The sequence below is a fragment of the Streptomyces aureus genome (assembly GCF_000725495.1).
GTDB lineage: Bacteria > Actinomycetota > Actinomycetes > Streptomycetales > Streptomycetaceae > Streptomyces > Streptomyces aureus_B.
In genome coordinates, this window is the sequence record NZ_JNZD01000030.1 from 112,073 (window position 1) to 124,349 (window position 12,277).

The 12,277-nt window shown below is 72.3% G+C and carries 7 protein-coding genes; 3 read left to right on the forward strand and 4 right to left on the reverse strand.

The window, feature by feature from the left end:
* Positions 1 to 161: 161 nt before the first annotated feature.
* Both IO36_RS49445 and IO36_RS30515 read right to left on the reverse strand, forming a co-directional pair.
* Positions 162 to 521: a DUF5133 domain-containing protein gene (locus IO36_RS49445; protein WP_078943536.1), complete on the reverse strand. Its 360-nt coding sequence runs from the start codon at positions 519 to 521 to the stop codon at positions 162 to 164.
* A 214-nt stretch (positions 522 to 735) separates the two neighbouring features.
* Complete coding sequence (locus IO36_RS30515) at positions 736 to 1,671, reverse strand: sensor histidine kinase (RefSeq protein WP_037624369.1); 936 nt, start codon at positions 1,669 to 1,671, stop codon at positions 736 to 738.
* Positions 1,672 to 1,985: 314 nt separating this feature from the next.
* On the opposite strand from IO36_RS30515, the gene IO36_RS30520 reads away from it, so the two are divergent.
* The 3 genes from IO36_RS30520 to IO36_RS30530 all read left to right on the forward strand — a co-directional run bounded on the left by IO36_RS30520 (position 1,986) and on the right by IO36_RS30530 (position 10,009).
* Positions 1,986 to 2,867 (forward strand): RNA polymerase sigma factor SigF, encoded by an 882-nt coding sequence (locus tag IO36_RS30520; protein WP_051901082.1) that lies wholly within the window; start codon positions 1,986 to 1,988, stop codon positions 2,865 to 2,867.
* Positions 2,868 to 3,223: 356 nt separating this feature from the next.
* Positions 3,224 to 7,501 (forward strand): HAMP domain-containing protein, encoded by a 4,278-nt coding sequence (locus tag IO36_RS30525; RefSeq protein WP_037624370.1) that lies wholly within the window; start codon positions 3,224 to 3,226, stop codon positions 7,499 to 7,501.
* 84 nt (positions 7,502 to 7,585) lie between these two features.
* A complete protein-coding gene (locus IO36_RS30530) occupies positions 7,586 to 10,009 on the forward strand; it encodes a SpoIIE family protein phosphatase (protein ID WP_078943537.1) in 2,424 nt (807 codons plus the stop codon).
* Positions 10,010 to 10,248: 239 nt separating this feature from the next.
* Here the strand turns inward: IO36_RS30530 and IO36_RS30535 are convergent, their stop codons facing one another.
* Positions 10,249 to 10,962: an HAD family hydrolase gene (locus IO36_RS30535; protein ID WP_051901084.1), complete on the reverse strand. Its 714-nt coding sequence runs from the start codon at positions 10,960 to 10,962 to the stop codon at positions 10,249 to 10,251.
* Between the two features lie 133 nt (positions 10,963 to 11,095).
* Positions 11,096 to 11,902, reverse strand: coding sequence for a DMT family transporter (locus tag IO36_RS30540; RefSeq protein ID WP_051901085.1), 807 nt, complete (start codon positions 11,900 to 11,902; stop codon positions 11,096 to 11,098).
* Positions 11,903 to 12,277: the final 375 nt, after the last annotated feature.

Here is a 12,277-nt window from a genome sequence, read left to right on the forward strand (position 1 = left end):
CGTCCCCGGACTGATCCTGCCCCTGGTCTTCCTGGGCGCCCTCGTCGCGGGCCTCGTCTGGTACTGGCGGCACCGGGGCGAATGACACGCGGCCGGCGCCCGGTGTGCGTACGGGGTGCCGCCCGGACCGGTCGGCACCCCCGGGCCCACGCCCGCGGCGCTCAGCGGAGCGGCCCCGGAACGCCGAGACCCCGGCTGTGCAGCGTCCGCACCTCGGTGCCCGGCTGAGCGAGCCGGGGAGCCGCGGCGGACACCGCCTTCGGCGAGGGCGCCGGGGCGGTCCCGCCCGCCAGCGACGCGGCCTGCCGCGCGTCCCGCCGCTGCTCCGCGGCCACGAGCAGCGCGTCGGCGGCGGCCACGGCGTCGCGCACACCGGTCGTTCCCGTCATCACGCACAACGTGTAGGTGACGTCCTCCAGACTGCGGGCCGTCTCCGGCGTCTCCTTCTCGGCGTACGCGATCTTCAGGGCCGCGTAACGCGTCAGCAGCCTCCGGACAACCTTGGGGTCGGGCACGAGCACGGCGAGTGCTCCTCTCTCGAGTTTTCGTCCCTGTGCCCCGGTTCGCACGGATTCATTCACAACAGCCGCCCCAGACAACCTATGTGGCCCAATGTGGCCTCAGGACGGCTCCGATTCCCCTGCCGGATTCCCGCGCCACGAACGGTGGCGAGACCGGTGCCGCGACCGGTACGACGACCGGTTCACAGGCGGCGCCCCGCCTCGGCCGGATCGCTCAGGCGCGGGCGAGGTAGCTGCGCACCGTCGTGCCGGTCCCGTCGGTGTGCACCCGCACGAGGTCCGAGAGGAAGTGCACGAGGAACAGGCCCCGTCCGCCGATCTGGTCGGGGCGGACCGGGTGCCGGCCGGCCAGCGGATCGCTCAGCAGGCCCGTGTCCTGCGCCTCGCACACGATCTGCTCGCTCTCGGCCCAGATCCTCACGGTGCCCGAACCACCCCCGTGCACCACGCTGTTGGTCGTCAGCTCCGCGACGACCAGGTTCAGGTCCTGCAGCCGGAGCGCGCTCATCCCCCGGTCCCGGGCCTCGGCCAGCGCGAAGTCGCGCGCCGCCGGGAGCAGTTCCGCGTCGAACCGGAGCGTCGCCGCGCCCGGGGGGTGGGGCAGCGGCCGGTTGAACCGGGCCAGGACCGCGTCCGGGTCGTAGAAGAGACTGGCGCTCCGGCGGCCCGCGCTGATCACGACGGGGTGCGTGGCGTGGGCGTCGGCGATGACCCCCTGGGGAAGGGAGCGCGCGTCGTACGGGCACAGGATCGTCACGTCCCGTCCCGCGAACGCCCGGTTGATCAGGGCTTCGTGCTGGACGCAGGCCGGGTACTCGGCCGCGGTGCGGCCGTGCCAGACGGGTTCGCCGATGATGCGGACGCGGACCCCTTCGTGGGCGTCGGTGAACGCCCGCAGGACGGAGGGGATGATCCGGCCCGGGTTCCGGCCGGCCAGGCCCATGTCGATCCAGCGGACCTCGGCACCGACCGGCCCCAGCGCGTCCCGGATGAGTTCGAGGCGGGCGGCGGGAACGGCGACGGCCACCGGCTCGCCCGCGGCCACGCCCTCGGAGACGAAGCGCGTCGTGCGTTGCACGTACTCGTGGTCGTCGCAGTAGATGAGCGCGGGGTGGACGAAGGGATCGCCGTCGAAGGTCTGCGTCGTCATGCCGCGACCACCGCGCCCCGGGGCCCGCGCCCTGCGAACGGTCCCGTGCGGGCGCACGCCACGGAGCGGCGCGCCTGCGCCCGGCCGACTCCCCACCCGATGCCCACGTAGCTGCCCACGGACTCACCCCGTGAAGCATTTTACGTCGCTGCATCCGAACGGTGTCCCCGGCCGGAAGCAACCCCCGATCCGGCGTCCGCGCGGGGCGGGACCTACGCGTCTCGCGGAATTCCGGAATCGGTTGGCATGAGCGGTGTGATGCAGGGCAGACGGGCCCTGTCATCAATTCCTTAGGACGATGTGGGGTGGGCGGCATGGCAGCCGTGACGGCAGCGAGGGCAACGGACACGGCGCAGCAGGCAGCGACGACCGCGGACGGGGTTCTTCCGCTGATCGACGAGCCGCTGAAGATCAGCCCGAAGGACGCGCGGGAGCTGTCGCGTCAGTTCTTCGACCGGCTCGCCGTTCTGGAGGAGGGCACGCACGAACACCAGTACGCGCGCAACACCCTGATCGAGATGAACCTCTCGCTCGTGCGGTACGCCGCCGCGCGCTTCCGCAGCCGCAGCCAGGGCGAGATGGAGGACATCGTCCAGGTCGGCACGATCGGGCTCATCAAGGCCATCGACCGTTTCGAGCTGACCCGCGAGGTCGAGTTCACCTCCTTCGCGGTGCCTTACATCGTGGGTGAGATCAAGCGCTTCTTCCGTGACACGAGCTGGGCCGTGCACGTGCCGCGCCGGCTGCAGGAGGCTCGCGTCGAGCTGGCGAAGGCGACGGAGGAGCTGCGCACCCGCCTCGGCCGTACGCCGACGACCCGTGAGCTGTCCGAGCTGATGTGCCTGTCCGAGGAAGAGGTCATCGAGGCGCGCAAGGCGTCCAACGGCTACAACTCCTCGTCCCTCGACGCGGCGCTGACGGCCGACGGCGGTGCGGACGGCGAGGCGGTCCTCGCGGACTTCATCGGCGAGGAGGACCCCTCGCTGGAACTGGTGGAGGACTTCAACTCGCTGGCCCCGCTGATCGCCCAGCTCGACGAGCGGCAGCGCCGGATCATTCATCTGCGTTTCGTCGAGGAGCGCACCCAGGCGCAGATCGGTGAGGAACTCGGCATCTCCCAGATGCACGTCTCCCGGCTGATCACCCGCATCATCAAGCGGCTGCGCGCCGGGCTGCTCGATCCCGCGGTCGCCTGACGCCCGCGCAGGTCAGCGCCTCTGAGGCCATCCCGTCGGCCCGCCCCGGACTCCGGTCCCGGGGCGGGCCGACGGCGTTTCGCGCGCCCGGCCCCGGTGACCGGGAACGAGAGGGTCCTGTCTATCCCGTTCGCCGCGAGTTATTCCTGTCACCGGCCACATTCCCGGGCCGTCGAGGAATTCCCCCGCACGCTTTGTTCCGGTCCTGTGATCTGGGTTAGCCTGCGGCGTATTTTCTTGACGGGATGACCCGTGATCTGCGGGAACCCCACGGACAGGCGGGGGGCCGTCCGTGGGCCCGGCGCGGTTCCGAGTTCCGTGACACGGGACTCCTGGGGAGCGGAACGAGGGTGGCCATGACCAGGGCAGCGAGCGGGACGTCCGTACGGACACCGGGTGAGCAGGAGCTGCGGCAACTGCTGGCCGGCCTGACCGCCGTGCGCGACGGCGACTTCGGCACCCGGCTCCCGGACGAGGCCGGAGGTCTGCTGGGCGACATCGCCACGGTGTTCAACGGCATGGTCGACCAGTTGTCCGTGTTCACCTCGGAGGTGACCCGGGTGGCGCGCGAGGTCGGTACCGAGGGCACGCTCGGCGGCCAGGCGGAGGTGCCGGGCGTCTCGGGCACCTGGGCCGACCTCACCGACTCCGTCAACGCGATGGCGGGCAACCTCACGACACAGGTCCGCGACATCGCGCAGGTGGCCACGGCGGTCGCCAAGGGCGATCTCTCGCAGAAGATCGACGTTCCCGCCCGGGGCGAGATCCTGCAGCTGAAGGAGACCGTCAACACGATGGTCGACCAGCTGTCCGCGTTCGCCGACGAGGTCACCCGCGTCGCCCGCGAGGTCGGCACCGACGGACGCCTCGGCGGGCAGGCGCAGGTTCCCGGCGTCGGCGGCGTCTGGCGCGACCTCACCGACTCGGTGAACTTCATGGCCGGCAACCTCACGGCCCAGGTCCGCAACGTGGCCCAGGTCACCACGGCGGTGGCCCAGGGAGATCTGTCCCAGAAGATCACCGTTGATGCCCGGGGCGAGATCCTGGAGCTCAAGAACACCATCAACACGATGGTCGACCAGTTGTCCGCGTTCGCCGACGAGGTCACCCGCGTCGCCCGCGAGGTCGGCACCGACGGACGCCTCGGCGGCCAGGCCGACGTGAAGGGCGTCAAGGGCACCTGGCGCGACCTGACCGACTCCGTGAACTTCATGGCGGGCAACCTCACCGCCCAGGTCCGCTCCATCGCGCAGGTGGCCACCGCGGTCGCCAAGGGCGACCTGTCGCAGAAGATCACCGTCGACGCGCGCGGCGAGATCCTCGAACTCAAGGAGACCATCAACACGATGGTCGAGCAGCTCTCCGCGTTCGCCGACGAGGTCACCCGCGTCGCCCGCGAGGTCGGCACGGCGGGCAACCTGGGCGGGCAGGCCACCGTGCGGGGTGTGTCGGGCACCTGGAAGGACCTCACCGACAACGTCAACGTGATGGCGTCGAACCTGACCGGCCAGGTCCGCTCCATCGCCCAGGTGGCCACCGCGGTCGCCCGCGGCGACCTGTCGCAGAAGATCACCGTGGAGGCGAAGGGCGAGGTCGCGGCGCTGGCCGACGTCATCAACACGATGGTCGACACGCTGTCCGCGTTCGCCGACGAGGTCACCCGCGTCGCCCGCGAGGTCGGCACCGAGGGACGCCTCGGCGGCCAGGCGCACGTGCCCAACGTGGCCGGCACCTGGAAGGACCTCACGGACAACGTCAACTCGATGGCCAACAACCTCACCGGACAGGTGCGCAACATCGCCCTGGTGACGACGGCGGTGGCCAAGGGCGACCTTTCCAAGAAGATCGACGTCGACGCGCGCGGCGAGATCCTCGAACTCAAGACGACCATCAACACCATGGTCGACCAGCTCTCCGCCTTCGCCGCCGAGGTCACCCGCGTGGCGCGCGAGGTCGGCAGCGAGGGCAGGCTCGGCGGCCAGGCCGAGGTGGAGGGCGTCTCGGGCACCTGGAAGCGGCTGACCGAGAACGTGAACGAGCTGGCCGGCAACCTCACGCGCCAGGTCCGCGCGATCGCCGAGGTCACCGGAGCGGTGGCCGAGGGCGACCTGACCCGGTCCATCACGGTGGAGGCCTCGGGCGAGGTCGCCGACCTGAAGGACAACATCAACTCCATGGTGGAGTCGCTGCGGGAGACGACCCGCGCCAACCAGGAACAGGACTGGCTCAAGACCAACCTGGCCCGTATCTCCGGTCTGATGCAGGGATACCGCGACCTGGACGTGGTGGCCGACCTCATCATGGACGAGCTCACCCCGCTGGTCGCCGCGCAGTACGGGGCCTTCTACCTCGCCGAGGAGACCACGAAGGGCACCGAGCTCAGGCTCGTCGGGTCCTACGGCTACCCGGACGAGGACGGGCGACCCACACGCATCCCGCTGGGCCGCTCGCTCGTCGGACAGGCCGCGCGCAGCCGGCGGGCGATCACCGTGGACGAGGTGCCGCCGGGCTACGTCACCATCTCCTCGGGCCTCGGACGGACCGCGCCCACCGCGCTGGTGGTGCTGCCGATCGTCGTCGAGGAACAGGTCCTCGGAGTGATCGAGCTCGCCTCGGTGACCCGTTTCACCCAGGGTCACCGGACCTTCCTGGAACAGCTGATGGAGACGATCGGGGTCAACGTCAGCACCATCGTGGCCAACGCCCGTACCGACGAGCTGCTGGGCGAGTCGCAGCGGCTGACCGCCGAACTCCAGGCACGCTCCGAGGAGTTGCAGGTCCAGCAGGACGAGCTCCAGCGCTCCAACGCCGAGCTGGAGGACAAGGCGTCCCTGCTCGCGACGCAGAACCGCGACATCGAGGCGAAGAACCTCCAGATCGAGCAGGCCCGGCAGGAACTGGAGGCCCGGGCGCAGCAGTTGTCGCTGGCGTCCAAGTACAAGTCCGAGTTCCTCGCCAACATGAGCCACGAGCTGCGGACCCCGCTCAACAGCCTCCTCATCCTGGCCCAGCTGCTGGCGCAGAACCCGTCCCGCAATCTCACGCCCAAGCAGGTCGAGTACGCGGGCATCATCCACTCCGCGGGCTCCGACCTGCTCCAGCTGATCAACGACATCCTCGACCTGTCGAAGGTCGAGGCCGGCAAGATGGACGTGACCCCCGAGCGGGTCCCGCTGCGACAGCTGCTCGAGTACGTCGAGGCCACCTTCCGCCCGATGACCTCGCAGAAGAGCCTGGACTTCACCGTCAGCACGGCTCCCGGGGCCCCGGTGGACCTGCTCACCGACGACTCCCGGCTGCGGCAGGTGCTGCGCAACCTGCTGTCGAACGCGGTGAAGTTCACCGAGCAGGGCCGGGTCGAGCTGCGCATCGAACCGGCGGCCGACCAGGAGATCCCCGCGGGCGTCCGGCGGGGCGGCACGATCGCCGCGTTCCGGGTCAAGGACACCGGCATCGGCATCCCGGAGCAGCAGCTGGAGACGATCTTCGGCGCCTTCCAGCAGGCCGACGGCACCACGAGCCGCAAGTACGGCGGCACCGGTCTCGGTCTGTCCATCACCCGTGAGATCGCCCATCTGCTCGGCGGAGCGGTCACCGTGGACAGCACGCCCGGCCAGGGCAGCACGTTCACGCTCTTCCTGCCGGTCGCCCGGCCCGAGTTCGAGGAGCTGCTGGCGGGTGTCCGCACCGCGGAGCCGGCCCCGCAGGAGGACTCCGCGGCGCACACCGAACCCCGGCACTCCGCTTCCGGCACGATCAGCCTGCCCCGCCAGCGGCGCCGCCGGCTGCTGGTCGTGGAGGAGCGGCCGCGGGGTCTGCTGACGCTGGTGGCCGAGAGCGCGGTCGGGGACGTGGCCCGCAGCCGTGACGAGGGGGACGCCCGGGAGAGCGTGGACGTCGTCACCGTCGTCGGGGCGCAGGAGGCCGCCGGCGCGCTGGCGGCGGAGCCGTGGCACTGCGTCGTGCTCGAACTCGGCATGCCGGAGGGCGAGACGGCCCGGTTCCTCGAAGCCGCCAAGGGCGACTCGGCTCTGGCGACGGTGCCTGTGCTCGTCCACAACGGCAGCCGGGTCGACCTCGCGCAGGAGCGTGCGCTCCAGTCGCGCTCGGGCGCCCGCTCGCTGGAGTTCCTGTCCAGCCTGGACGAGCTGCGCGAGCGGATCGCGCTGCACCTGTCCGCGGAGCAGCCGGGCGACGTGGTGCCGCTGGTCCGCGCGGAGGAGGCGAGGCATCTGCCCGCGGGGCCGGTCGACGGCGCCTCCCAGGGCCGTACGGTCCTCGTCGTCGACGACGACGCCCGCAATCTGTTCGCGCTCAGCGGGATCCTGGAGCTGCACGGCTTCCAGGTGCTGCACGCGGAGAACGGCAGGAAGGGCATCGAGACCCTGCTCGGCCGGCCCGAGGTCGCGCTGATCCTGATGGACGTGATGATGCCCGAGATGGACGGGTACACCGCGACCGCCGAGATCCGCAGGATGCCGGAGTACGCCGACCTGCCGATCATCGCGGTGACGGCGAAGGCCATGCCCGGCGACCGGGAGAAGAGCCTGCTGTCGGGTGCCAGCGACCATGTCACCAAGCCGGTGGACACCGAGGACCTCATCGCGTGTGTCCGGCGCTGGCTCGGGGAGTGACATGACACCCGGCACCGCCCGCCGCGGCCGCCCGGCGGGACTCCCGCCGCGGCCGCCCCTCCCCCGCCCAGGAGCGGCCGCACGATGAACAGTCCCGAGACGACCGGCGCGGACGCGGACGCCCCCGGTCCCCCGGACGACGCACTGGACGCCGGGCCCACCGGCGATCTCACGCGCACGCCCAGGACGTCCCCGGTGGGCCGGCTCGCGGCCACCGTCGAGCGGCTGCGCCACGAGGTGCGGGCCGCCCAGGCCGAGGCCGACGGGCGCGCCCTGATCGAGCTGGCCAAGGGCATCCTGGTCGAACGGCTGGGATGCGGACCGGCACAGGCCGCCCGTCAGCTCACCGAGCTGGCCGCCCAGGCCCGTGTGCCGCAGCTCCAGCTCGCGGTCGAGATCATCAACCAGGCGGCGCACGACCGGCTCTCGGAGGTGACCAGCACCTTCCTGTCCGCGACGGGTGAGCGGCCGTCGCGGGACGACGCTCCCGCCGTGCGACTGCGCGCGGCCGAGAGCGGCGCCCTGGCGGCAGGAGACACCCAGGCGGTGGCCGACTCCCTGCTCCAGCACGCGCTCACCCCGCTCGGGGCGGTCGCCGTGGCCATCTGGGCGGCGGACGCGGACGGTTCGCTGTCCCTGGCGGGCAGCGCGGGGTTCTCGGCGGCGGAGGCCCGGCGCTGGCGTTACGTTCCTCCGGGGGTGGCGACGGTGGCGCGCCGCGCCCTGTCCGACCGTGCGGCGCGGTGGGTGCCCTCGCTGGCGGGCACCGGACTGCCGACCATCGGGCACACGGAGCATCCGGACGGCGGCCGGGTCGCGGTGCCGGCCGGTTCCGGGGGCCGCATCCACGGCGTCCTGGAGATCGCCTGGCCCTCGGTCCTCGGGCCGCAGCCGCCACAGGTCGTCCGTCAGGTCGAGGCGCTGGCCGAACTGTGCTCGCACACCCTGGAGACCCACGCGCTGCCGGGCGACTGCCAGGACGTACGGGGCACCGCCGACGTCTGCGAACTCATCGACCTGGTGGACGGACTGCACGATCCCGCCCTGGTCCTCGTGCCCCAGCTCGACGACGAGGGACGGCTCGCCGACTTCCGCATCCGCCATGTGAACGGGCGTTTCCTCGACCCGGCCGGCCGGCCGCGCGGCACCGTCCAGGGGGCGCTGCTGCTGGAGGCCTATCCGCTGGCCGCCGGACAGAGCGGCCTGTTCGCCTGCGTCGAGCGGGTCTACGCGACCGGGGAGCCGTTCCGGGCCCGCCGCATGGATCTGACCGCGCTGGTCGACCAGGTGCCGCTGTCGGCCGTGGCGGACATCAACGTCAGCCGGCACGGCGGGACCGTGCTGCTCATCTGGCGCATAGAGGACGAGACGGCACGCCTTGCGAGTCTGCTCCAGCACGCGCAGCGGCTCGGCCGGATCGGCGGGTTCGAGGAGAACCTGCTGACCGGCGAGACCATCTGGAACGAGACGCTCTTCGATCTGTACGGCCGCTCCCCCGCGGGCGCGCCCGTCCCGCTGGAGGAGCTGGCCGCGCACGCCCATGCCGACGACGCCGTCGGCATCGGCCGATTCCTGCGCACGGTGCTGCACCATCGCCGGCCCGCCACCGCCGCGTTCCGGCTGCAGCGTCCCGACGGCGTGACCCGGCACATCCGGGTGGTGGCCGAGCCGGTGCTCGACGCCGAGGGCCGGCTGTTCGCGGTGCGCGGGGCCTACCAGGACATCTCGGCGCAGCACTGGACCGAGGTGGCGCTGGCGGTCACCCGCGACCAGCTGGCGCACACCGAGCAGCAGGCCCATGAGCGCAACCGGCTGACCCTTCAGCTGCAGCACGCGATCATGCCGCCGACCCAGGCGCCGCTGCGGGCCCCGGGGCTCGACGTGGCGGTGCGCTACCGGCCGGCGGAGACCGAACAGCTCGTCGGGGGCGACTGGTACGACGCCGTCGTGCTGTCCTCGGGGCTGGTCCTGCTGTGCGTCGGCGACGTGGCCGGTCACGGCATAGAGGCGGCGACGAGCATGGTGGTGCTGCGCAACGCGCTGCGCGGACTGGCCGTGACGGGCGCGGGGCCGGGGCAGCTGCTGTCCTGGCTCAACATCGTGGCGCACCACCTGACGGGCGGGGTCACCGCCACCGCGGTCTGCGGGATCTACGACCCCGAGCGCCGTGTGCTGCGCTGGGCGCGGGCCGGACATCTCCCGCCCGTCCTGGTCCGGGACGCGGACGCGAGCCCGCTGCCGCTCCTCAAGGGCATCCTGCTCGGTGCCGTCCCCGAGGCGACGTTCGAGGAGGACGAGGTCCAGCTGGAGGTCCACGACACGCTGTTGATGTACACGGACGGTCTGATCGAGCGGCGCGACCGCTCGGTGGAGGTGTCGCTGCGGCAGCTGCTCACCGCGGCCCGGACGACCTCCGGGACGCTGGACCAGCAGCTGGACCGGCTCCTGACCTACAGCAGGTCCGACACCGACGACGACACCTGCATCGTCGGCATCCGGGTCGAGTAGGGCGGGAGGGCGCCCGGCCGCGGGGTCCACCCGGCCGCGCGGGCGGCGGGGCGGACCCCGCGGTACGAGTGCGGCCCCGCCGGCAGCCGGGGGGAGTGGCTGCCTGCGGGGCCGTGCAGCTCGGGCTTCGCCAGGGGGGTAGCTTCCCGAGCTGTCTCAGGATGCTGGTGCCCGGCTTCCCGGGATGCATGCACACGAGTTTCGGGCGGGTTTTCCCCTCGTATGGCCGAGCGGCCGGATCAGGGCCGCCGCCGCAGGGCGTGCAGCAGCGGTTCCAGGGACGCCGTGACGCTCTGCGGGGGCACACCCGCCTCGTGCAGCGCCTTCGCGCGGACGGGATGGCGGGCGTATCCGAGGAACGGAACGCCTGCCCGGTGGGCCGCCGCGTGTTCCGCGGGCGTGCCGCCGATCACGAGCGAGGTCTCCGGTTCGGCCGCCATGGTGTCGAGGGCGAGTTCCAGGACCCCGGGGCGCGGCGCCCGGGTGTCCGGGTCCGGGGTACGGCCGAATATGTGCGGGGCGAAGCAGGGGGTGAGGTCCCGCGCGTTCAGATACGAGGTGACGCTCCGCGCCGAGGTGTCGGTCGCGACGGCGAGCCGTGCCCCGACCGCGACCCAGGTGCGGACCAGCGGGTCCGCGTACGCCGTCGGCATCGCGGTGCGCACCGCCTCTTGCTCGGTCCGGCCGAGCCACGCGTCGAGGCGGGCGGCCGCCTCGCTCCCGGGATGCCGTCCGGTCAGTGCCGCCAGGGCGCGGTAGGGGTCCGCGTGCCCGTGCTCCTCCTCGGTGAGCACCGCGGCGAGGCCCTGTTCCGTCAGCCAGTCCCGCTGGGCCCGGACGACGGCCGTCGCCGAGGGCCCGGAGAACAGCTGGCACAGCGGACCGTCGAAGCCGAAGACGACATACCGGGTCCGCGCGATCAGTTCCCGAACATTTTCGATCCGACTCGTCACCACATTGATCTGTCCCGTCCCGGCCGTCACTAAGCGGGCGACGGCGGGCCAGTCGATGTGATTCGGCCGGACCCCCTTGCCTCTCCCCCGGTTCCGGGTCCGAATCGCCCGTCCCGGACCGGCCCGGACGGGGTCAGTGGGCCATGTCCGCGAGGTGCGGAACGACCCGGGTCAGCCGCAGGACGCCCCACAGGACCAGCGCGGCGCCGAGCAGCTCGGGCAGCAGCCACCAGCCCGTGCGGATCGTCTCGCCGAAGAGGGTGACTCCGAGCACCAGGCTGAGCGCCGCGTCGCCGATCGTCAGCGCGGGCTGCGAGGCGGCCAGGGGGCCGGCCTGGAGGGCGTTCTCCAGCAGCAGGACGGCGGTGATGCCGGTGACGACGAATCCGTAGGTCTGCCACGCGCCGAGGAAGGCGGTGAAGCCGTCGTCGTCGAGTGTGCCCATGGCCGACTTGAGGAGCGCGGCGGTGAGCGCGTTGCTGATCGCCGACGCCGATCCGAGGACGGCGGCCCGGAACAGCGGCGGGCGGCCCGGACGGGCGGCGACGACCGCGACCGCCACCGCTCCCAGGCACAGGACCAGCACCGGGATCCAGCGCTCCATGGAGGCGTACGAGCGTGCCCCCGAGGGCGCGGCCGACAGGAGGACGAGCCCGAGCCCGGCCACGACGGCGGCGACCGCCTGCCAGGCCGCGGGCGACAGGCGGCGGTGCAGCAGCGGCACGGCGATCATCAAGGCGAAGGGCAGTTCCAGGATGAACAGGGGCTGTACGAGGGACAGCGGCCCGTTCGCCAGCGCGAGGGCCTGGAAGAGTGCCGCCCCGATCACGCCGCCGATGCCGATCAGCCAGGGCGGCTGCCGGGCGAGGCGAAGGATGAACCGCAGCCCGCCGCCCTCGGTGACACGGGAGGCCGCCTTGCGCTGGAACGCCGTTCCCATCGCGTTGCTGGCGGCCCCGAGGAGCGCGAACAGCACGGCCAGTCCTGTCACCCCTCCACCATGCCCCGGGACGGAGATCCGGGCCTCCCCGCGGAGACGAGAACGAGGACAGGGACGGGGGATGAAACTCATGCGGCGGGGCACCCGGTCCGAGGAGCCCCGTCATCTCATCCCCGTGATGGCGGGGCTCCTTGCCGCCCGCGGGCTACCTGGGCCCCCTCGGGCTCCGCCCACGCGGGCCCATCCCCCCTTGGGCCCCGCCCACGCCCCGCCGCTCCGCCCCCCCTCGCCCCGTCGGTCCCTCTCCGGCCCCGCCCCCGTCCGCGAACCGATCAACGTGCGCGACGCCGGGGAAGGGAGGAGCGTGGTGGCGAA

Excerpts from the sequence above, each read along its gene's own strand:
- IO36_RS30525 (WP_037624370.1), top strand. The coding sequence starts at position 3,224 with ATGACCAGGGCAGCGAGCGGGACGTCCGTACGGACACCGGGTGAGCAG.
- IO36_RS30520 (WP_051901082.1), top strand. The coding sequence starts at position 1,986 with ATGGCAGCCGTGACGGCAGCGAGGGCAACGGACACGGCGCAGCAGGCA.
- IO36_RS30515 (WP_037624369.1), bottom strand. The coding sequence starts at position 1,671 with ATGACGACGCAGACCTTCGACGGCGATCCCTTCGTCCACCCCGCGCTC.
- IO36_RS30540 (WP_051901085.1), bottom strand. The coding sequence starts at position 11,902 with ATGGGAACGGCGTTCCAGCGCAAGGCGGCCTCCCGTGTCACCGAGGGC.
- IO36_RS30530 (WP_078943537.1), top strand. The coding sequence starts at position 7,586 with ATGAACAGTCCCGAGACGACCGGCGCGGACGCGGACGCCCCCGGTCCC.